Below are 22,094 nucleotides of genomic sequence, written 5' to 3' on the forward strand. Positions count from 1 at the left end.
CGTCCTCGTGTCGCAGTGAATTTCGGTTCGGCCCATTCAACTATAAGCCAACGCCGTTCGGCGGCAGCCACTTCGTCCGCTTCGCGAATCCGCAGAGGGCAGTTGCCCCTGCCGCGAATCAGACGATAAGCGACCTGCTTGCCGTTCACCCGCCACGCTCGTGCGTTCGTCCGCCAGCGCTGCATCTGCGACCTTACTCGCAACGCGGCAACGAAGCCTGCCCGTGCGCTCAGTCCGCCTGCTTGCGCAGGAATGCCGGAATGTCGTACGTATCGACGCCCTTTTCCTGCAGCGCCTGCACGTGCGAGGCCGCCGTGTCGCGCGAGGTGCGCCACACTGCCGGTGTATCGAGCGCGCCGTAGTCGGCCGTGCTGGCGTGGCCTGCCGCCGGTGCGTACGCCGCATGCGCCATCGCGCCGATCGGCTGGTTGTCGGTGCCGGTGCGCAGCAGCGTCATCGGTGCAGATTGCTGCTTCTTCGCCGCGCGGCCGAGGCCCGTCGCAACGACCGTCACGCGCAGCGCGTCGCCCATCGCGTCGTCGTACACGGCGCCGAAGATCACCGTGGCATCTTCCGCGGCATAGCTCTTGATCGTGTTCATCACTTCGCGCGTTTCCGACAGACGCAGCGAACGGCTCGACGTGATGTTGACCAGCACGCCACGCGCGCCCGACAGATCGACGCCTTCCAGCAGCGGGCTCGCGACGGCCTGTTCGGCCGCGAGACGCGCGCGATCGACGCCGGCAACCGTCGCCGTGCCCATCATCGCCTTGCCCTGCTCGCCCATCACGGTCTTCACGTCTTCGAAGTCGACGTTGACGAGACCGTCGACGTTGATGATTTCCGCAATGCCCGCGACCGCGTTGTTCAGAACGTCGTCAGCGCACTGGAAGCACTTGTCCATCTCGGCGTCGTCGCCCATCACCTCGAACAGCTTGTCGTTCAGCACGACGATCAGCGAGTCGACGTGATCCTCCAGTTGCTGCGAACCGGCTTCCGCCACGCGCATACGCTTGCCGCCTTCGAATTCGAACGGCTTGCTGACGACGCCAACGGTCAAAATACCCATTTCCTTCGCGATCTGCGCGACGACCGGTGCCGCCCCCGTGCCGGTACCGCCACCCATGCCGGCGGTGATGAACACCATGTGCGCGCCGCGCAGTGCGTCGGCGATACGCTCGCGTGCTTCCTCAGCAGCGGCGTGCCCCATTTCCGGCTTGGCGCCCGCGCCCAGACCCGTGTTGCCGAGCTGGATCACCGCGGTGGCACGCGAACGCGACAGCGCCTGCGCGTCCGTGTTCATCACGATGAAGTCGACGCCTTGCACGCCTTTGTTGATCATGTGCTGAACGGCATTGCCGCCAGCGCCACCGACTCCGACGACCTTGATGATCGTGCCGCTCGTTTCGGTTTCCAGCATCTGGAATTCCATGTTGCCTCCGTCAAGATAAAAAGTTACCGCCACTCGGCGTTATCCGGCAGGAGATCGGGCAACCCCCTGTCGCGCGCCGGCCGCCGGCACCAGCGCGAATTTCTCGAAACCCGTAGTCAGAAGTTGCCGAGGAACCAGTCCTTCATGCGCGAGAACACCTGTCCCATCGACCCCGACTGCACCGCAACCTTGCGCCCGCGCATACGCTGCGAGCGTCCTTCGACGAGCAGACCCATCGCCGTCGAATAGCGCGGATTGCGCACGACGTCGGCGAGCCCGCCCGCATACTCCGGCACGCCGATGCGCACCGGCTTCAGGAAAATGTCCTCACCGAGCTCGACCATGCCGATCATCATCGACGCGCCGCCCGTCAGCACGACGCCCGAACTCAGCAGTTCCTCATAACCCGACTCGCGCACCACCTGCTGCACGAGCGAAAACAGCTCTTCGACGCGCGGCTCGATCACGGCCGCCAATGCCTGGCGCGACAGCGTGCGCGGCCCGCGCTCGCCGAGACCCGGCACTTCGATCATCTCGTCCGGATCGGCGAGCGCCTGCTTGGCGATGCCGTAGTCGACCTTGATGTCCTCGGCATCCGGCGTCGGCGTGCGCAGCGCCATCGCGATGTCGCTCGTGATCTGGTCGCCGGCGATCGGAATCACGGCCGTGTGGCGAATCGCGCCTTCGCTGAAGATCGCGATGTCCGTCGTGCCGCCGCCGATGTCGACCAGCACCACGCCCAGTTCCTTTTCGTCTTCCGTCAGCACCGCGAGCGACGACGCGAGCGGCTGCAGAATCAGGTCGTTCACTTCGAGGCCGCAGCGACGCACGCACTTGACGATGTTCTGCGCCGCGCTCACGGCACCGGTCACGATATGCACCTTCACTTCGAGGCGGATGCCGCTCATGCCGATCGGCTCGCGCACGTCTTCCTGACCGTCGATGATGAATTCCTGCGTGAGGATATGCAGCACCTGCTGGTCGGTCGGAATGTTGATCGCCTTCGCGGTTTCGATCACGCGCGCGACGTCGGCCTGCGTGACTTCCTTCTCCTTGATCGCGACCATGCCGCTCGAATTGAAGCTGCGGATATGGCTGCCGGCGATCCCGGTGAACACGTTCGTGATCTTGCAGTCGGCCATCAGCTCGGCTTCCTCGAGCGCGCGCTGAATCGACTGCACGGTGGCTTCGATATTCACCACCACGCCCTTCTTGAGCCCCTTCGATTCGCTCTGGCCGAGACCGATCACCTCGTAGTGACCCTCGCCCTTCAACTCGGCGACGATGGCCACTACCTTCGACGTTCCGATGTCGAGGGCGACCAGCAGATCTTTATAGTCTTTACTCATAGCGTGCTCAGTGCGTGTGATGTCCGTTTACTTCTTGCCCTTGTCGGGTTCGCTGATGAAGCGCATGCCAGTGGCACGAATCGCGAAACCGTTCGGATAGCGCAAGTCCGCATTCTCGATATCCTTTCCCCAACGTTGCGTCACCGCGCTCCATGCCGCGGTCAGGCGCTTGCTGCGATCGGCCAGCGTGTCCTGATTGCGTTCGCGGCCCAACTCCACCTGCGTGCCGTTCGACAGCTTCACCGTCCACGCGTAGCGCGGCGACAGCGTCACTTCCTCGGGCGTCTCGTGGATCGCCGCGAACCACTTCTGGAAGTCGTGATAACGCGCGACGACTTCCTTCGCCGTACCGTCCGGGCCGTCGAACGCCGGCAGGTCTCCGTCGAGCTCGCCCTGGTTCGCGGTGAACAGCTCGCCGTCGACGCTCACCAGCTGATCGCTGCCCCACGTCCCAAGCGGCTTGTACTCCTCGAGCGTGACAGCCAGTGCATTCGGCCACACGCGCCGTACGCTCGCGTGACGCACCCACGGCATCTGCTCGAACGCCTGCCGTGCGGCGTCGAGATCGACCGTGAAGTAGTTGCCCTTCAGTCGCCCCACCACGCCGGCGCGTACCGTCGGCGAATTGATGTGCTCGGTATCGCCGTCGATCTGGATCTCGCGCAGCGCGAAATTCGGGCGCTGGATCAGCCAGTAACCGCCCGCCGCCAGCAGCACGAGCACCAGCAACGCGTGCAACGCGTTGCTGGCGAGATTGAGCTGGCGAACGTTGTTCCACATGGTGTCGCTTGCGGTTGCCTTGGTTAATCCTGCAGCGTCAGCGCCAACACGCCGACCACCAGTTCCTGATAGCTGATGCCGACCGCGCGCGCCGCTTTCGGCGGCAGCGAGTGATCGGTCATGCCGGGCGCCGTATTCACTTCGAGGAAGTACGGCTTGCCTTCGCCGTCGAGCATGAAGTCCGCGCGGCCCCAGTCGGTGCAGCCGAGCACATCGAACGCGCGGCGCGCGAGCACCTTCAGGCGCGCTTCCTCTTCGGCGCCGAGACCGCACGGAATCAGATACTGCGTGTCGTTGGCGACGTACTTCGCGTGGTAGTCGTAGAACTCGCCGGCCGGCACGATGCGGATCACCGGCAGGTCCAGATTGCCGGCGATGCACGCGGTGTATTCGCCGCCGCCTTCGATGCTCTTCTCGACCACGACGATACGGTCGTGCTTCACGGCTTCGATCAACGCGGCCGGCAGCGCGTCCGCGCGCTTCACCTTGATCACGGCGACACTCGAACCTTCGCTCGCCGGCTTCACGAACAGCGGCAGACCGAGCTTCGCGACGATCTCCTTGGCGCGCGCTTCGTAGTCGTCACCGCGCAGCACCGCTTCGAACGGCGGAGTCGGAATGCCGAGCTGCTGCCACACGAGCTTGGTGCGGAACTTGTCGAGACCGAGCGCCGAGCCGAGCACGCCGCTACCGGTGTAACGGATGCCATAGAAATCCAGCGCGCCCTGGATCTGGCCGTTCTCGCCGTAGCCGCCATGCAGCGCGTTGAACGCGCGCACGAAGCCTTCATCCTTCAACGCGGACAGCGGACGCTCGGCCGGATCGAACGGATGCGCGTCGACGCCCGCGTCACGCAGGCCTTGCAACACCAGGCGCCCGGAATTGAGCGACACCTCGCGCTCGGCGGAATTGCCGCCGAGCAGCACTGCCACCTTGCCGAATTGTTTAGGGTCGATACTGCTCATCTCACACCTTCTGTTCCTGAGCGAGTCGAACCGGCACACCGCCGATCGAACCCGCGCCCATCGTAATCACCACATCGCCGTCGCGCACCACCGCGGACAGCGCGTCCGGCACTTCATCCACCGTATCGACAAACACCGGCTCGACCTTGCCCGCGACGCGCAGCGCGCGCGCCAATGCGCGGCCGTCGGCGGCGACGATCGGCGCTTCGCCGGCCGCATAGACTTCGGTCAGCACGAGCGCGTCGACGGTCGACAGCACTTTCACGAAATCCTCGAAGCAATCACGCGTGCGCGTGAAGCGGTGCGGCTGGAACGCCAGCACCAGACGCCGGCCCGGAAATGCGCCGCGCGCCGCCGCCAACGTGGCGGCCATTTCGACCGGGTGGTGACCGTAGTCGTCCACCAGCGTGTAGGAGCCCGCGGCCTGGCCGTCGCTGAGAACCGGCACTTCGCCATAGCGTTGGAAGCGTCGGCCGACGCCGTTGAAATCCGCGAGCGCTCGCTGGATATCGGCATCTTTCACTTCAAGTTCAGTCGCAATTGCAATTGCGGCCAACGCGTTCTGCACGTTGTGCTCGCCCGGCAGGTTCAACGTGACGTCGAGCGGCGCCGCGTCTTCGCGCATCACGGTGAAATGCATGCGGCCTTCGCGAGCTTCGACGTTGACCGCGCGCACCTGCGCATCGGCCGCGAAACCGTAGCGGATGATCGGCTTCGACACGAACGGCAGGATCTCCTTCACGTTCGGATCGTCGACGCACAGCACCGCGATGCCGTAGAACGGCAAACGGTGCGTGAATTCGATGAAGGCCTGCTTCAGACGCGCGAAGTCGTGACCATAGGTGTCCATATGATCGGCGTCGATGTTCGTGATGACCTCGATCACCGGGAACAGGTTCAGGAACGACGCGTCCGATTCGTCCGCCTCGGCGACGATGAAGTCGCCGGTGCCGAGGCGCGCATTCGCGCCCGCGCTGATCAGCCGGCCGCCGATCACGAAGGTCGGATCGAGCCCGCCCGCGGCGAGCACGCTCGCGACCAGCGACGTGGTCGTGGTCTTGCCGTGCGTGCCGGCAATCGCGATGCCCTGCTTCAGACGCATCAACTCCGCGAGCATCACCGCGCGCGGCACGATCGGAATGCGGCGATGACGCGCGGCCAGCACTTCCGGGTTGTCGCTGCGCACCGCGGTCGACACCACCACCGCGTTCGCGCCTTCGATGTTCTCCGCCGCGTGCCCGATCGAAATGCGCGCGCCGAGCCCGGCGAGGCGCTCGGTGACCGCATTGCCCGACAGGTCCGAGCCGCTCACCTGATAGCCGAGATTGACGAGCACTTCGGCGATGCCGCTCATGCCCACGCCGCCGATGCCGACGAAATGAATGTGTTTGACGATGTGTTTCATTGCTTTCCTTCTGGGCTCACGCCCGCCATCGAACCCGCAGCCGCCACCGTCGCGCAGATCTGCGCGACCTGTTCGGTGGCATCCGGTTTCGCGAGCGAGCGCGAACGCTCCGCCATTTCCGCGAGACTTTCCCGCGTCTGGCTGCGCAACCAGTCGGCGAGCTTTTCCGCCGACAGATCGCGTTGTTGTACGACCAGCGCCGCGCCGTTGTCGGCGAGGAACGCTGCATTAGTGGTCTGGTGATCGTCGACCGCGTACGGGAACGGCACGAACAGCGCCGCGACGCCGACCGCCGAGATCTCCGACACGGTCATCGCGCCCGAGCGGCAGATCACCAGATCGGCTGCTTCGTAGGCGCTCGTCATGTCGTCGATGAACGGCACGAGCGAGACATCCGCACCAGCCTGCAAACCAGCCGCCGCGTAGTTCTCGCGCAGCGCGTCGATATGCTTCGCGCCCGCCTGATGCACGATGCGCGGTCTCTCGTTGGAGCCAAGCAGCGCGAGCGCGCGCGGCACGACTTCGTTCAACGCGGCGGCGCCGAGACTGCCGCCCACGACGAGCATGTTCAGCGGACCATTACGCAGCGCGTAGCGTGCTTTGGGTGGATTCGCCCGCGCAAGTTCCTCGCGAATCGGATTACCGGTCCATTCGCTGTGCGGCAGCGCATTCGGAAATGCGACCAGCACGCGCTTCGCGAGCTTCGCGAGCACCTTGTTGGCGAGACCCGCGATCGAATTCTGTTCGTGCAGCACGAGCGGCCGGCCGCTCAGCGCGGTCATCAGACCGGCCGGGAACGTGATGTAGCCGCCCATGCCGAGCACGACGTCGGGCTTCACGCGACGCAGCACGCTCAAACTCTGCGTGCACGCGCGCAGCAGATTCACCGGCAGCATCAGCTTGGTCTTCAGGCCCTTGCCGCGCACGCCGCCGAAGCGCAGGTACTCCATCGGAATGCCGTGCTTCGGTACCAGCGTCGCTTCCATGCCCGCGGGGTTGCCGAGCCATACGACTTTCCAGCCCCACGCCTGCATCAGATGGGCAACCGCGAGCCCCGGGAACACGTGTCCCCCGGTGCCGCCGGCCATCACCATCAGCGTGCGTTGTGGCAGAGCCGTCATACCTTGCCCCCGCGCATCAACACACGATTTTCATAGTCGACCCGCATCAGCACCGCGATCGCCACGCAGTTCAACAAAATGCCCGAGCCGCCGTAACTGACAAGCGGCAACGTCAGGCCCTTGGTCGGCAGTAGGCCGAGGTTCACGCCCATGTTGATGAAGGTCTGCGCGCCGAACCATATGCCGACGCCCTTCGCGACCAGACCCGCGAACGTGCGATCGAGCGCGAGCGCCTGGCGGCCGATCTCGAACGAACGGCGCACGATCCAGTAGAACATCAGGATCACGACGAGCACGCCGACGAAACCCAGCTCCTCGCCGATCACCGCGAGAATGAAGTCGGTATGCGCTTCCGGCAGATAGTTGAGCTTCTCGACGCTGCCGCCGAGACCGACGCCGAACCACTCGCCGCGCCCGAACGCGATCAGCGAGTGCGTCAGCTGATACGCCTTGCCCTGCGCGTAGCGATCGTCCCACGGATCGAGGTAGGCGAAGATCCGCTCACGACGCCATGGCGACGCCCACACCAGCAACGTGAACGTGCCCACCGCGGTCGCGACGAGGCCGCCGAACAGCTTGCCGTTCACACCGCCGAGGAACAGCACGCCCATCGCGATCGCCGCGATCACCATGAACGCGCCCATGTCCGGCTCGAGCAGCAGCAGCATGCCGACGAGACCGACCGCGACGGCCATCGGCAGAAAGCCCTTGGCGAAGCTGTGCATGTATTCCTGCTTGCGCACCGTGTAGTTCGCCGCGTAGATCGTCACCGCGAGCTTCATGATTTCCGACGGCTGCATGTTCGTGATGCCGAGCGGAATCCAGCGGCGCGCGCCGTTCACGCCCTTGCCGACGTGCGGGACCAGCACGATCACGAGCGCGACGAGCGAGATCAGGAAGAACTTCGGTGCGTACTTGTCCCACGTCGAAATCGGAATGCGGAACGACGCGACGCCGACCGCCGCGCCGATCAGCACGAAGATGATCTGGCGCACGAGGAACGCCCAATCGCGATACGACGCGTACTTCGGCGAATCGGGCATCGCGATCGACGCCGAGTACACCATCACGACGCCGAGCCCGAGCAGCGCGACGACGACCCACAGCAGCGAGTGGTCGTAGTCGAGCATGCGCGAGCGCAACGGCCGCACGCCGTTGACCGCGCTCGCGAGACCGCTGCCGCCCGTGCGGGTGGACGTGCGCGCCGCGGCGCCGTTGCCGCCGGAGGGTTCGCGCGAGCCGAAACGTTCCGACCAGCTCATATCATCGTCCCCCGTTCGGCCGCGATATCTTCGACCGTGCTGCGGAATACCGCCGCGCGGTGTGCGTAACCCTTGAACATGTCGAAGCTCGCGCACGCGGGCGACAGCAGCACCGCGTCGCCGGGCTGCGCGAGCGCGGTGGCCGCGCGCGTCGCGTCTTCAAGAGTCGCGTGATCGGTCATCGCGACGCCGCAATGTTCGAGCGCCGCGCGAATCTGCGGCGCGTCGCGGCCGATCAGCATCACCGCGCGGCACCAGCGCATCACCGGTGCGGCGAGCGGCTCGAACTCCTGACCCTTGCCGTCGCCGCCGGCGATCAGCACGACGCGCTGCGCGAGACCGTCGAGCGCGGCGACCGTCGCGCCGACGTTGGTGCCCTTGCTGTCGTCCACATAGTCGATGCCGTCGATCGACGCGATCAGTTCCACGCGATGCGGCTCGCCGCGATATTCGCGCAGGCCGTGCAAAAGCGGCGCGCCGGGCAGGCCGATCGCGCGTGCGAGCGCGTACGCGGCCAACGCGTTGGCGGCGTTGTGCAGGCCACGGATGCGCAGTGCGTCGGCGGGCATCAGACGCTTCAACGCGATGTCGGGCGTTGCGGCTGCTTCGTTCTTGCGACGGCGCTTCGGCGTCGGCGCCCCGAAGGAAGTCCCCTTGGGGGACTCGTCGCTCGCGTCGCGATCTTGCGCTTGGACGAGCCACACCATGCCGTTGTCGCGCAGGAGGCCATAGTCACCGTCGTTCTTCGGCTCGGTCACGCCGAACGTGACGACCTCTGCGTCGCCGCTGGCGGGCGCGAGCGCCATCACGCGCGCGTCGTCGCGGTTCAGCACGCGCACCGTCCGTGTACCGAAGATGCGGCCCTTCGCGGCTGCGTACGCATCGAGTCCGCCGTGCCAGTCCAGATGATCCTGCGTGATGTTAAGCACGGCGGCCGCGTCCGGCGTAAACGTATGCGAGGTCTCCAGCTGGAAGCTCGACAGTTCGAGCACCCACACGTCGGGCAGCGCGGTCTGGTCGATCGCTTCGGAGAGCTTGTCGAGCAGCGACGGGCTGATGTTGCCCGCCACCGCGACCTTCTTGCCCGCGCGTTCGCACAGCAAGCCGGCGAGGCTCGTCGTCGTGGTCTTGCCGTTCGTGCCGGTGATCGCGATCACCTTCGGCGCGTAGCCGGACTCGCCGAGTGTGCGCAGCGCCTGCGAGAACAGTTCGAGTTCGCCCCACACCGGGATGCCCTGCTCGCGCGCCGCCGTGACCAGCGGCAGCAGATCGGCGGCCAGCGGCGACAGTCCCGGGCTGATCGCGACCAGCTCGACGCCTTCGAGCAGCACCGGCGAAAACGGACCGCCGACGAAATCGGCATCGACGCTATGCGCTTCAAGCGCGGACAGATTCGGCGGCACTTCGCGCGTATCGGCCACGCGCAGCCGACAGCCGTGCCTGGCGCACCAGCGCGCCATCGCGAGACCGGATTCACCCAGTCCCAGCACGAGCACCATCGGCTTTTGCCGATCCCGAAACTTCTCGCCGAACATCGCCTGCTTCCTTAAATACTGCTGCTTAACGCAATTTGAGCGTGGACAAACCGAACAGGCACAACATCAACGTGATGATCCAGAAACGCACGACCACCTGCGTTTCCTTCCAGCCCGACAATTCGAAATGGTGATGCAGCGGTGCCATCTTGAAGAGCCGCCGCCCTTCGCCGTAACGGCGCTTCGTGTATTTGAACCACGTGACCTGCAACATCACCGACAGCGTTTCCGCGACGAAAATGCCGCCCATGATGAACAGCACGATTTCCTGACGCACGATCACCGCGACCGTGCCGAGCGCGCCGCCGAGCGCGAGCGCGCCGACGTCGCCCATGAACATCTGCGCCGGGTGCGTGTTGAACCACAAAAACGCGAGACCCGCGCCGCCCATCGCCGAACAGAAGATCAGCAATTCGCCGGCGCCGGGAATATGCGGGAACAGCAGGTATTTCGAGTAGACCGAGCTGCCCATCACGTACGCGAACACACCGAGCGACGCGCCGACCAGCACGACCGGCATGATCACGAGGCCATCGAGGCCGTCGGTCAGGTTCACCGCGTTGCTCGCGCCGACGATCACCAGATACGTGAGCACGATGAAGCCCCACACGCCGAGCGGATAGGTCATCGACTTGAAGAACGGCAACAGCAGGTCGGCGCGCGCGGGCAGGCCCATCGACAGACCGCTGCGCACCCACGCCATGAACAGGTCGAACACGCGCACGTTGCTCGCCTCGGACACGCTGAACGCGAGATAAACCGCCGCGAACAGGCCGATCACCGATTGCCAGAAATACTTCTCGCGCGACGACATGCCGCGTGGGTCCTTGTAGACGACCTTGCGGTAATCGTCGACCCAGCCGATCACGCCGAAGCCGAACGTGACGAGCATCACGATCCAGATGAAGCGGTTGGTCAGATCGGCCCACAGCAGCGTGGCCACGGCGATGCCGAGCAGGATCAGCACGCCGCCCATCGTCGGCGTGCCCGATTTGACGAGGTGAGTTTGCGGTCCGTCCTTGCGAACGGCCTGGCCGACCTTCATCGCGGTCAGCTTGCGAATGACCGCCGGGCCGCAGACGAGCCCGATCAACAACGCGGTGATGGTCGCCATCACCGCGCGAAACGTCAGATAACTGAACACGCGCAAGAAGCTTGCGTCATTCTGCAGCCATTGCGCCAGCGCCAGTAGCATGCCTGGATCCTTCTATTTCAATGTGCAGCGGGCGTCGTGCCCGCGGCGTTGGGTTGTGGACTCGTAACGGCGTCCACCACGCGCTCCAACTGCATGAAGCGCGAGCCTTTCACGAGAAGCGTTGCGGCAGCGCCGAAGCCGGCCTGCTGCAGTTGCGCGACCAGTGCGCCGACATCGGCGACGTGGTGCGCACCCGCGCCGTATGCGGTGCAGGCGTCGCGCGAGGCGTCGCCCATCGCATACAGCGCGTCGATACCGCGCTCTTTCGCATACGCGCCGATTTCGCGGTGAAACGCCGGGCCGTTGTCGCCGACTTCGCCCATGTCGCCCATCACGAGCACACGCGGAGATTCACGTGACGCGAGCACGTCGATCGCGGCGCGCATCGAATCGGGATTCGCGTTGTAGGTGTCGTCGATCACGGTTGCGCCCGCGAGCGTGCCGAGCACGGCCTGCTTGACCTGCAGACGGCCCTTCACCGCGCCGAACGATTCGAGGCCGCGCTGGATCGCGTCGAGCGACACGCCCGCTGCCAACGCCGCCGAGGTCGCCGCGAGCGCGTTGTGTGCGTTGTGATTGCCGAGCACCTGCAGCGTGACGTCGAGATGGCCTTGCGGCGTGTCGATAGACAGACGCTTGCCGTCGAACCTCCCCTTCACCGCGGCTTCGGTCGTGCGCTCCGCGCTGTTCAACGCGAAATCGATGATGCGACTGCCGGTCGCGGCGACGCGCCAGATGCTCGCGTATGCGTCGTCGGCGGGGAATACCGCCGTGCCTTCCGGCGACAGCGCGTGAATCACGCTCGCGTGTTCGAGCGCGACCGCCTCGACGGTCGCCATGAATTCCTGGTGCTCGCGCTGCGCGTTGTTGACGACGGCAACCGTCGGCTCGGCGAATTTCGCGAGCAGTTCGGTTTCGCCAGGATGGTTCATGCCGAGCTCGACCACCGCGAGCCGATGCGCGGCATGCAGACGGAACAGCGTGAGCGGAAGGCCGATGTCGTTGTTGAAATTGCCCGCGGTCGCAAGACGCGCATCCGCGCCGACCGCGGCCGCGAAGATCGAGGCGATCATTTCCTTGACCGTGGTCTTGCCGTTGCTGCCCGTGACCGCGACGAGCGGCAGGTCGAACTGACGACGCCAGCCGCGCGCGAGCGCGCCGAGCGCTTCGCGCGTATCGGCGACGCGGATCGCGGGCACGCTCCAGCTATCCGGCGTGCGCGCGACGAGCACCGCCGCGACGTTGCGCTCGGCCACTTGCGGTAGGAAGTCGTGCGCGTCGAAACGGTCGCCCTTGATCGCGATGAACAGATCGCCGGGGCCGGCGCTGCGGCTGTCGGTCGACACGCGCTCGAAGCGCACGCTGTCGTCGCCGGTGACGCTCGCGCCGGGGATCTGCGCGGCGGCTGCACGTAGCGAGAACATGTTCATTCGCCACCTCCGCGTGTTTGTGTGGCGCGCGCGGCGAGTGCGAGGCGGGCGTGGTCCTGATCGGAGAAAGCGCGTTTCTTGCCCATGATTTCCTGTGTGGCTTCGTGCCCCTTGCCGGCCAGCACGATCACGTCTTCGCGCGCGGCGCCGCGGATCGCCTGCAGGATCGCGCTCGCGCGGTCCTCGATGCGGCGCGCCTTCGACGCATCCTGCATGCCCGCGGCAATTTGCTCGATGATCGCGAGCGGATCTTCGCTGCGCGGGTTGTCGCTCGTCACGACGACGTCGTCCGCCAGCCGCTCGGCGATCGCGCCCATCAGCGGACGCTTGGTCGCATCGCGGTCGCCGCCGCAGCCGAACATGCAGACGAGTTCGCCGCCGCGCGCGGTCGCGATCGGCCGCAGTGCTTCGAGCGTCTTTTCGAGCGCATCGGGTGTGTGCGCGTAGTCGATCACGACGAGTGGTTCGTCGTTCTGCAGACGGCCGCCCAGACGCTGCATGCGGCCGTTCACCGGTTCGAGCTTCGCGAGTTCGGCGAGCGCAGCGTCGAACGGCACGTCGGCGGCGAGCAGCACGCCGAGCACCGCGAGCAGATTGCCGACATTGAAGAGGCCGAGCGTTTGCACTTCGACTTCGGCGTTGCCCCAGTCCGAGGTGCTCAGATGAAACGCGGTGCCGGTAGCGGTGGCACGCACGTTCGATGCAGTGAGCCACGCGTCGGCTTGCGGTGTGCCGTCAGCGTTGGCGTCGCCATGCTCGCCCTCGATGCCATACGCGATCGTGCGCGCGTGACTACGCGTGCTCGCGAGCAAACGCCGGCCGGCGGCATCGTCGCGATTGATCACGGCCGCGCGCAGCTCGGGCCAGGCGAACAGACGCGCCTTGGCGGCTTCATAGGCCTCGAACGTGCCGTGATAGTCGAGATGGTCCTGCGTCAGGTTCGTGAACACCGCGATGTCGAAAGCGGTGCCGTTCACGCGCCCCTGGTGCAGCGCATGCGACGACACTTCCATCGCCACCGCCTGCGCGCCCGCGTCGCGCAATTGCGCGAGGCTGCGTTGCAATTGCGGTGCGTCGGGCGTCGTGAAGCCGGTGTGCACGAGTTGGCCGACGAGCCCTGTGCCGAGCGTGCCGACGATCGCGCAGCGCATGCCGCGCGCGGACAGCGCCGCGGCGACCCACTGGCTGCACGAGGTCTTGCCGTTCGTGCCGGTGATGCCGACCGCGAGCATCGCGTCGCTCGGATCGCGATACCACGCGCTCGCGATCGTGCCGGCGAGTTCGTTCAACGCCGGCACCGCATGTGCGGCGGCCGCGTCGAGCGTGCCGCTGAAACCTTCGGGTTGCACGAGCACGGCGGCCGCACCGCGCTTGATGGCCGCGTCGATGAATGCGCGGTTGTCCGCGCCATCGACCGCGTACGCGAAGAACGCGTCGCCGGCCGCGAGCGAGCGCGTGTCGGCGTGCAGATGCGCGCCTGGCTGCACGTGCGCGTGCAGCCAGGCGAGGGCGTCGGCGATCTGCCGGTGCGCTGGATGTTGCTCGCGCAGCGCGCTCATCGCTCGACTCCTGGATGATTTTTCGGGGTGGCGGAAATGGTCATCTTCTTCACGCCGGGGCTCGTCGACAGCTTCTTCACCACGGGCGGCGTGGCCGGCGCGCCGGGCGCGGGCGGCGCCGAATCGTCGGACACGACCATCTGCTTGACGGGCATGTCGGGCGGCACGTTCAGCGCGCGCAGCGTATCCCCGGCGATGCCCGAAAACACCGGGCCCGACACCTGGCCGCCGAAGTGGCTACCGGCCGTCGGCTCGTCGACCGACACCGCAACGACGATGCGCGGATTCGGCATCGGCGCCATGCCGACGAACGAGGCGCGATATTTGGAGTGGTCGTAGCCGTGCGGACCGTGCTTGTACGCGGTACCGCTCTTGCCGCCGACGCGATAGCCGGGCACCGCCGCATCCGGCGACGTGCCTTGCGGCGACACCACGGTTTCGAGCATCGCGCGCACTTCACGCGCGGTGGTCGGCGAGAAGATCTGCGGACCGGTGGCCGGCGGGTCGCCCGGCGTGTGGAAAATCGTCACCGGCATGATTTCGCCGTCGTGCGCGATCGCGGTGTACGCGCGGCCGAGCTGGAACAGCGACACCGACAGGCCATAGCCGTACGACATCGTCGCCTGCTCGATGCGGCGCCAGCTCTTCCACGGACGCAGACGGCCCGCCGCCGCGCCCGGAAAGCCGACCTTCGGTGCCTGGCCGAGACCGATGCTGGTGTACATGTTCCACATCTCTTCGGGCCGCAACTGCATCGCGATTTTGGTCGCGCCGATGTTGCTCGACTTCTGGATCACGCCGCCGACCGTCAGCACGCCGAAGCCGCTGTCGTCGGTAATCGGCGCGCCGTCGAGTACGAAGTGGCCGTTGCCCGTATCTACCAGTGTAGTCGGCGTCACCCGGTGCAGATCGAGCGCGAGCGACACCGTGAACGGCTTCATGATCGAACCCGGCTCGAACGTGTCGGTCAGGATGCGGTTGCGCAACTGGTCGCCGGTCAGGTGCGAGCGGTCGTTCGGGTTGTAGGTCGGGTAATTGACGAGCGCGAGCACTTCGCCGGTGCGCACGTCGATCACCATCGCCGCGCCGGCCTTCGCCTTGAATTTCTCGACGGCCGCTTTCAGGTTCGTATAGGCGATGTACTGGATCTTGCTGTCGATCGACAGATCGACGTCCTTGCCGTTGTGCGGCACGACCTGTTCGTCGACGTCCTCGATGATGTGGCCCATCCGGTCCTTGATCACGCGACGGCTGCCCGACATGCCCGCGAGCAGCTTCTGGTCGCCGAGCTCGACGCCTTCCTGGCCCTCGTCCTCGACGTTCGTGAAGCCGATCAGGTGAGCGGTGATCTCGCCTTCCGGATAGAAACGCTTGTACTCGTCGCGCGAGTAAATGCCGGGGATGTCGAGCGCCGCGACTTTTTCTGCGACGTCGACCGGCACCTGGCGCTTCACGTAGACGAAGGTCTTGTCTTCCGACAGCTTGGAGCGCAATTCCCTAGTGGTCATGCCGAGCAGTTTGCCGAGCGCGTCGAGCTTGTCGGCGCCGAGGTCGTCGGGCACCGATTCGGGAATCGCCCAGATTGCGCGCACCGGCAGACTCGTGGCGAGCACGAGACCGTTGCGGTCGAGAATCTTGCCGCGCGTGGCCGGCATGTCGATGCGGCGCTGATAGCGGATCTCGCCCTGCTTCAGATAGAACGCGTTGCCCGGGCCCTGAATCCAGAACGCGCGCGCGGCGAGCGCGACGAACGCCATGAACAGCAGGAACACGACGAGCTTCGAGCGCCACATCGGCAGGCGCACCGACAGAATCGGATTGGCCGAAAACGCAACGCTCTTGTGGGCCGACGATTTTTTCATCGCGTGGCTCCGCGACGGGTCGCGACCGGCGCCGAGGCCGGCGCGGAAGTCGGAATGGGTGCGTCGATCGCCGTCGCGGCGCCCGGGGCGAGCGTCAGGTACTGGGTGCGGCCGGTGGTGACCGATTGCATCTTCAGCGAGGCGGTGGCGAGCTGCTCGATGCGCGACGTTTTGGACAGCGCGCTCTGCTGATATTGAAGCTGCGAATAGTCCTGCTGCAGCTGACGCTCCTGCGACTGCGCGCGCTGCAGCTGAATAAAGATCTGACGCTGCTGATTGGTCGCGTTGACGACCGACAAGGCACAGCCCATCACGATGATCAGCAGGAAAATATTGAGGCGGTTCATGGCGCGATCCGCTCCGCCACGCGCATCACGGCAGAACGGGCGCGCGGGTTGCCGGCGACCTCAGCGTCGCTCGCGAAGACGCGGCCGATGATCTTGAGCGGAGGGCTCGGCAGGTCGACCGCGCGGATCGGCAGACGGCGATCCACCGCCGGCGCGCTCGCGTGCGCCTGCATGAATCGCTTGACGATCCGGTCCTCGAGCGAATGAAAGCTGATGACCACCAGCCGCCCCCCTTGCTCCAACAACGACAACGCTGCTTCTAGAACGACTTGCAGCTCCGCAAGCTCTTGATTGACGTGAATCCGTATAGCCTGAAAGGTGCGGGTTGCCGGGTCCTTGCCCTTCTCACGGGTTTTGACGACGTTAGCCACGATTTGGGCAAGCTCGCCCGTGCTGACGAGAGGCCCAAGACGGTCGGACTCTGCCCGGCGAGCAACAAGCGCCTTTGCAATCTGAAAAGCAAACCGTTCTTCCCCATAATCTCGTATCACCTCCGTCAATTCCTGCACCGTGGCCCGCGCGAGCCAGTCAGCGGCGGACTCGCCGCGCGTCGGGTCCATCCGCATGTCGAGCGGGCCGTCGGCGCGGAAGCTGAAGCCCCGCTCCGGATCGTCGACTTGCGGCGACGACACGCCCAGATCCAGCAACACCCCCGACACACGCCCTACCCCGCGCTCCGCCATCGCGGCGCGCAGTGAAGCAAAACTCTCGTGGACGATGGCAAAGCGCGGATCGGCGATCTTCTGCGCCGTCGCGATCGCGAGCGGATCTTTATCGAACGCGATCAGCCGCCCTGCTTCACCGAGCCGTTCCAGCACGAGGCGGCTATGGCCGCCACGGCCGAACGTGCCGTCCACATACGTGCCGTCGGCGCGCGTGACCAGCGCATCGACCGCTTCGTTCAACAGCACCGTGCGATGCTGCAATTCGTTTCCCATCGCAGAAGCCATATAAATAAGCCGCGATCAGAACGTGAAATCTTTCAACGCGTCGGGCATGCCGTCGGCGATCGCCGCCTGTTCCTTCGCGGCGTAGATCTGTGCATCCCACAGCTCGAAATGGCGGCCCATGCCGAGCAAGGTCACTTCTTTCTCCAGCGAGCCAGCCGCTCGCAACTCCGGCGACACGAGCACACGGCCTGCGCCGTCCATATCCACATCCATTGCATTGCCGAGAAAAATGCGTTTCCACCAGGCGGCGTTCATGGGCAGCTTGTCGACCTTGTCACGGAAGATTTCCCATTCGGGACGCGGAAAGAGCAACAGGCAGCCGTCCGGGTGCTTGGTGATCGTCACCCGGCCCTCTGCCTGTGTTTGCAGCGCATCCCGATAACGAGAGGGAATCGACATCCGCCCTTTCGCATCGAGCGTCAGCGCCGACGCCCCTTGGAACACTTCGCTCTCCCCTATTGCGGCGCTGTTTGCGCCGCCCGCCCGGTCCGTGAAAATCTACCCGAAAGTGGTGCCGAGAACACACAAAAATACACTTTCTCACACTGTCTCCCACTTTAGAGGAACGCTAAACACGGGTCAAGGGAGCGGCGCGCTTTTCGAGCGGATTTTGTTTGCTAGAACAAGGACTTAGCGCGACTCCTTCACGTCCAGCATAAAACAGAAAACCGTTATAAATGAAAGGGCTAGTGCAACTTGTGAAGGTGATACGTGAAAAGTGCGAGGAAACAGCGCGAATTGAAAGAGATCGTCAAGGGATTCTGAAAGGGAAAAAAGCGGCGTCGCCCGGACCGACGACGAACGGGGCGCGCGGCGCCGTCTCGCTTGCGAAAATGCGTTCAGCGATGGCTGAGGCGATACGTGCGGTGCTCCGGTTAGCGAAGCGAAGCGGGTGAAACGCTCATATGTAATAGGCGGTGCGCGTCATCACCTTCGACATCGCACGCATCAACGCGCGTGCAGGAAACGGCAACTCGATGCCGCCCGCGTCCATCGCGGCCTTGCCGTGCTGCGCTTCATCGACGCGCATCTGCTCGACGATCGCGCGCGATTCATGGTCCGCGGCGGGGAGCTGATCGAGATGACTGTCGAGATGCTGCTCGACCTGGCGCTCCGTTTCGGCCATGAAGCCAAGACTCACGCGATCGCCGAGACGCCCCGCGGCGAGACCGATCGCGAGCGCGCCGGTGTACCACAGCGGATTGAGCAGACTCGGACGCGAGTCGAGCGCCTGGAGGCGTTTGGCGGTCCACGCCAGATGATCCTCTTCTTCCGACGCGGCGTGATCGAACATGGCGCGCAATGAAGGTGAGTCGGTGGCGAGTTTCTGCGCTTGGTAAAGCGCCTGCGCGCACACTTCGCCGACGTGGTTCACACGCATCAAACCCGCCGCATGCGCGCGCTCCGCGGGCGAGAGTTCGGGAGCTTCGGCCGTCGCCGCGCAAGCCTGCGGAAGCGGCAGCGGACGGCTCATCCGCGAGACCCCCGTCAGTGAGCGTAAACCCCGATCAAACTCGCCAATCAACTCGTCCAGCAACATAAAGCGCTCCCTGATTCGATAACCGCCGCATCGTTCCGGAAGGTCCGTGCGACAAGGCCTCGCGACGCGAAACCGGTGGCCCGACAGGCACCAATCCGCATGAAATGGGCGGTTAATTTGCGATTCTAGACCATGTTGCGTAAACGAAACAGCGGCCTTCCGGAGCGACTCCTTTTTCTTTGTTCCATGTATGCCTTTTGTTACATTACGTGGCAACTTCTCGCGAAGTTGGACAGCAAGGCCTTCAGCACCAACTAAATATTTCGCCTTGTACAAAAGATTCGTATTCCTTGGAGATCATTCGATGAAAAAGTCGCTTCTCGCTCTCGCAGCACTGGGCGCATTCGCAGGCGTCGCTCATGCGCAGAGCAGCGTGACCCTGTACGGCATCGTTGACGTTGGTATCAACATGAACACCAACTCGGGCGGTAAGCATCTGTACAACATGTCCAGCGGCGTCCTGCAAGGCTCGCGTTTCGGCCTGCGTGGCACTGAAGATCTGGGCGGCGGTCTGAAGGCCCTGTTCGTGTTGGAAAACGGCTTTGACGTGACCAACGGCAAGCTCGGTCAAGGCGGCCTGATGTTCGGTCGTCAGGCATATGTCGGTCTGTCGAGCCAGTTCGGCACGGTCACGCTGGGTCGTCAGTACGACTCCGTCGTCGACTACGTGGGTCCGTTCGAATCGGGTGATCAGTGGGGCGGCTACATCGCCGCTCACCCGGGCGATATCGACAACTTCAACAACGCGTATCGCACCAACAACACGGTCAAGTTCACCAGCAACAACTACAACGGCCTGACGTTCGGCGGCACGTATAGCTTCGGCGGCGTCGCCGGTGACTTCACGCACAACCAGATCTGGTCGTTGGGTGCTGGCTATAACAACGGTCCGCTGCAATTGGGCTTGGGTTATTTGAACGCGCGTACGCCGGCAGCTTCGGGCGGTCTGTTCAACAACGGCGGCACGATCGCAACGAATACGCCGGCCGTGGGTACTACTGCAGCTAACTTCGCAGTCACGACCCCGATCTACGCAGGCTTCGCATCGGCCAACACGTACCAGGTCGTCGGCGCGGGCGGTGCATACACGTTCGGCGCGGCAACCATCGGCCTGACGTATTCGAACATCCAGTTCGGCAACCTCGGCAAGACGTTCGCGTCGCCGTTCACTGGCCAGAAGGCAACGTTCAACAACGGCGAAATCAACTTCAAGTATCAGTTGACCCCGGCACTGCTGGTCGGCGCAGCGTATGACTACACGCGCGGCACGCAGATCGAAGGCAACTCGCGTGCTCAGTACCACCAAGGCGCGCTGGGCGTGGACTACTTCCTGTCCAAGCGTACCGACGTGTACCTGGTCGGCGTGTACCAGCACGCTTTGGGCGACACGGTCAACGCAACGGGTCAGGTGGTCGCAGCAACGGCAGGCATCAACGGCCTGACCGGTTCGACGAGCAGCAACCAGTTCACGGCTCGCATCGGTATCCGTCACAAGTTCTAATAAGTCGTAAAAAAACGCAGTTTGTCTCAAAGGCGCCTTCGGGCGCCTTTTTTTATGCGCGGATTTTGTACGGGCAACAAAAAGCCCGGCGCACTTTCGTGTGCGCCGGGCTTTTGTTCTTCGCTCGCTTAAGCCCTGCCGTCGCGCAACTCGCGGCGCAGGATCTTGCCGACATTGCTCTTCGGCAACTCGGTGCGGAATTCGACGACCTTCGGCCGCTTGTAGCCGGTCAGTTGCGTTTTGCAGTACGCGAAGATCTGTTCGTCGGTCAGCGACGGATCCTTTTTCACGACGAACAGCTTCACTGCCTCGCCGGAATGCTGATCCGGTACACCCACCGCCGCGACTTCGAACACACCCGGCAGCTTTGCGACGACGTCCTCGACTTCATTCGGATACACGTTGAAGCCGGACACCAGAATCATGTCCTTCTTGCGATCGACGATCTTCACAAAGCCGTCCGCGCCCATGATGCCGACGTCGCCTGATTTAAAGAAGCCGTCCGCCGTCATCACCTTGGCGGTTTCGTCGGGCCTGTTCCAGTAGCCCGCCATCACCTGCGGGCCGCGGATCCAGATCTCGCCGGACTGGCCGGGCGGCACTTCGTTGCCTTCATCGTCGCGGATCGAGACTTCGGTCGACGGCAGTGGCAGGCCGATCGTGCCGTTGTATTCGGTGGCGGTGACGGGATTGCAGGTCACGCACGGCGACGTTTCCGACAGCCCGTAGCCCTCGACGATCGGCGTGCGCGTCAGCTCGAACCAGCGCTTCGCGACCGCCTCCTGCACCGCCATGCCGCCGCCGTTCGCGGTCAGCAGCTTCGAGAAGTCGAGCTTGTGGAAGTCGGGGCTGTTCAACATCGCGTTGTAGAGCGTGTTGACCGCGGGAATCGTCGTGATCGCATACCCCTCGAGCGACTTGATCATGCCGGGGATATCGCGCGGATTCGGAATCAGCACGCCGAGACCGCCGGTGCGGATCGTCAGCAGCCCGCACACGGTCAGCGCGAACACGTGATACAGCGGCAACGCGACGACCGTAATGAACTGATCGATATCCGTGCGGTTCGCGCGCACCGGATTGAGCCAGACCTCCGACTGCAGCACGTTCGCGATCAGGTTCCGGTGCAGCAGCGTCGCGCCCTTGGCCACGCCGGTGGTGCCGCCAGTGTATTGCAGGAACGCGATATCGTCGGGCCCCTGCCGGACCGGCTTGAACGTCAGACGTGCGCCCTCCGAGACCGTGTCGTTGAACTTGACGTGCCCAGCCAGGCTCCACGCCGGCACCATCTTCTTGACCTTGCGCACGACGAAGTTCACGAGCGGGCCTTTGATGCCCATCAGGTCGCCCATCGCCGCGACGACCACATGCTTGACCGGCGTATTGCGCACGATTGCCTGCAAGGTCCCCGCGAAATTCTCGAGCAGGATGATCGCCTCAGTGCCGCTGTCCTTCAGTTGGTGCTCGAGTTCGCGCGGCGTGTACAGCGGATTCACATTCACGACCACATAGCCCGCGCGCAGAATCGCGGCGAGCGCGACTGGATACTGCAGCACGTTCGGCATCATGATCGCGACACGCGAGCCGCGCGTGAGCCCTTTCGACTGCAGCCACGCTGCAAGATTGCGCGAAAGCTCGTCGAGTTCACCGTAGCTGATCTGCTTGCCCATGCACACGAACGCCGGCTTTGCGCGGTGTTCGCGAAAGGCTTCCTCGAGCAACTCGGCCACCGACGAATAGCGCGTCGGGTCGATCTCTGCTGGAACGCCGGGCGGATAAGATTTCAGCCAGATTTTCTCCATGCAGCGTCTCCTGAATTATTTTCGAATGGTCGTGCTAAAAACGCATCGTAGCATGGGCA

18 protein-coding genes are annotated in these 22,094 nt (G+C 64.5%); 1 reads left to right on the forward strand and 17 read right to left on the reverse strand.

The features are described 5' to 3' along the window. Positions 1-229: 229 nt before the first annotated feature. The 16 genes from ftsZ to coq7 all read right to left on the reverse strand — a co-directional run bounded on the left by ftsZ (position 230) and on the right by coq7 (position 18,732). Positions 230-1,432, reverse strand: coding sequence for a cell division protein FtsZ (gene ftsZ, locus OKW40_RS14325; protein ID WP_184058571.1), 1,203 nt, complete (start codon positions 1,430-1,432; stop codon positions 230-232). Positions 1,433-1,548: 116 nt separating this feature from the next. After that, positions 1,549-2,781, reverse strand: a complete 1,233-nt coding sequence (ftsA, locus tag OKW40_RS14330) for a cell division protein FtsA (protein ID WP_008921172.1) — start codon at positions 2,779-2,781, stop codon at positions 1,549-1,551. Positions 2,782-2,808: 27 nt separating this feature from the next. Beyond that, the gene (locus OKW40_RS14335) at positions 2,809-3,561 is read right to left on the reverse strand and encodes a cell division protein FtsQ/DivIB (protein ID WP_184051056.1); all 753 of its coding nucleotides are present in this window, start codon (positions 3,559-3,561) and stop codon (positions 2,809-2,811) included. 23 nt (positions 3,562-3,584) lie between these two features. Next, complete coding sequence (locus OKW40_RS14340; RefSeq protein WP_429335350.1) at positions 3,585-4,526, reverse strand: D-alanine--D-alanine ligase; 942 nt, start codon at positions 4,524-4,526, stop codon at positions 3,585-3,587. A gap of 1 nt (position 4,527) precedes the next feature. Then, positions 4,528-5,931, reverse strand: a complete 1,404-nt coding sequence (gene murC / locus OKW40_RS14345) for a UDP-N-acetylmuramate--L-alanine ligase (RefSeq protein ID WP_187631316.1) — start codon at positions 5,929-5,931, stop codon at positions 4,528-4,530. After that, positions 5,928-7,052, reverse strand: a complete 1,125-nt coding sequence (murG, locus tag OKW40_RS14350) for an undecaprenyldiphospho-muramoylpentapeptide beta-N-acetylglucosaminyltransferase (RefSeq protein WP_429490270.1) — start codon at positions 7,050-7,052, stop codon at positions 5,928-5,930. Before murG ends, murC begins: the two co-directional genes overlap by 4 nt. Next, a complete protein-coding gene (ftsW, locus tag OKW40_RS14355; protein ID WP_429490272.1) occupies positions 7,049-8,314 on the reverse strand; it encodes a putative lipid II flippase FtsW in 1,266 nt (421 codons plus the stop codon). Before ftsW ends, murG begins: the two co-directional genes overlap by 4 nt. Then, positions 8,311-9,849: a UDP-N-acetylmuramoyl-L-alanine--D-glutamate ligase gene (gene murD, locus OKW40_RS14360; RefSeq protein WP_429490274.1), complete on the reverse strand. Its 1,539-nt coding sequence runs from the start codon at positions 9,847-9,849 to the stop codon at positions 8,311-8,313. The genes ftsW and murD overlap by 4 nt, the downstream gene beginning before the upstream one ends. Before the next feature lie 25 nt (positions 9,850-9,874). Further along, positions 9,875-11,044: a phospho-N-acetylmuramoyl-pentapeptide-transferase gene (gene mraY / locus OKW40_RS14365; protein ID WP_184058581.1), complete on the reverse strand. Its 1,170-nt coding sequence runs from the start codon at positions 11,042-11,044 to the stop codon at positions 9,875-9,877. Positions 11,045-11,061: 17 nt separating this feature from the next. Beyond that, positions 11,062-12,474 (reverse strand): UDP-N-acetylmuramoyl-tripeptide--D-alanyl-D-alanine ligase, encoded by a 1,413-nt coding sequence (locus OKW40_RS14370; RefSeq protein ID WP_429490275.1) that lies wholly within the window; start codon positions 12,472-12,474, stop codon positions 11,062-11,064. After that, complete coding sequence (locus tag OKW40_RS14375) at positions 12,471-14,033, reverse strand: UDP-N-acetylmuramoyl-L-alanyl-D-glutamate--2,6-diaminopimelate ligase (protein WP_429490276.1); 1,563 nt, start codon at positions 14,031-14,033, stop codon at positions 12,471-12,473. The genes OKW40_RS14370 and OKW40_RS14375 overlap by 4 nt, the downstream gene beginning before the upstream one ends. Beyond that, a complete protein-coding gene (locus OKW40_RS14380) occupies positions 14,030-15,895 on the reverse strand; it encodes a peptidoglycan D,D-transpeptidase FtsI family protein (protein ID WP_429490277.1) in 1,866 nt (621 codons plus the stop codon). The genes OKW40_RS14375 and OKW40_RS14380 overlap by 4 nt, the downstream gene beginning before the upstream one ends. Continuing rightward, positions 15,892-16,242, reverse strand: coding sequence for a cell division protein FtsL (gene ftsL / locus OKW40_RS14385; protein ID WP_090801975.1), 351 nt, complete (start codon positions 16,240-16,242; stop codon positions 15,892-15,894). The genes OKW40_RS14380 and ftsL overlap by 4 nt, the downstream gene beginning before the upstream one ends. Continuing rightward, complete coding sequence (gene rsmH / locus OKW40_RS14390; RefSeq protein WP_429490278.1) at positions 16,239-17,192, reverse strand: 16S rRNA (cytosine(1402)-N(4))-methyltransferase RsmH; 954 nt, start codon at positions 17,190-17,192, stop codon at positions 16,239-16,241. Before rsmH ends, ftsL begins: the two co-directional genes overlap by 4 nt. A 15-nt stretch (positions 17,193-17,207) precedes the next feature. Then, positions 17,208-17,636: a division/cell wall cluster transcriptional repressor MraZ gene (gene mraZ, locus OKW40_RS14395; protein ID WP_429490279.1), complete on the reverse strand. Its 429-nt coding sequence runs from the start codon at positions 17,634-17,636 to the stop codon at positions 17,208-17,210. 457 nt (positions 17,637-18,093) lie between these two features. Next, positions 18,094-18,732: a 2-polyprenyl-3-methyl-6-methoxy-1,4-benzoquinone monooxygenase gene (coq7, locus tag OKW40_RS14400; protein WP_429490280.1), complete on the reverse strand. Its 639-nt coding sequence runs from the start codon at positions 18,730-18,732 to the stop codon at positions 18,094-18,096. A gap of 304 nt (positions 18,733-19,036) precedes the next feature. On the opposite strand from coq7, the gene OKW40_RS14405 reads away from it, so the two are divergent. Next, entirely contained in the window at positions 19,037-20,233 is a 1,197-nt protein-coding gene (locus OKW40_RS14405; RefSeq protein ID WP_184058591.1) for a porin, read from the forward strand. 128 nt (positions 20,234-20,361) lie between these two features. Here OKW40_RS14405 and OKW40_RS14410 read toward each other — a convergent pair whose 3' ends face one another. Beyond that, positions 20,362-22,035: a long-chain fatty acid--CoA ligase gene (locus OKW40_RS14410; protein ID WP_429490281.1), complete on the reverse strand. Its 1,674-nt coding sequence runs from the start codon at positions 22,033-22,035 to the stop codon at positions 20,362-20,364. Positions 22,036-22,094 lie beyond the last annotated feature (59 nt).

The sequence above is a fragment of the Paraburkholderia sp. RAU6.4a genome, from assembly GCF_050435625.1.
Lineage (GTDB): Bacteria > Pseudomonadota > Gammaproteobacteria > Burkholderiales > Burkholderiaceae > Paraburkholderia > Paraburkholderia tuberum.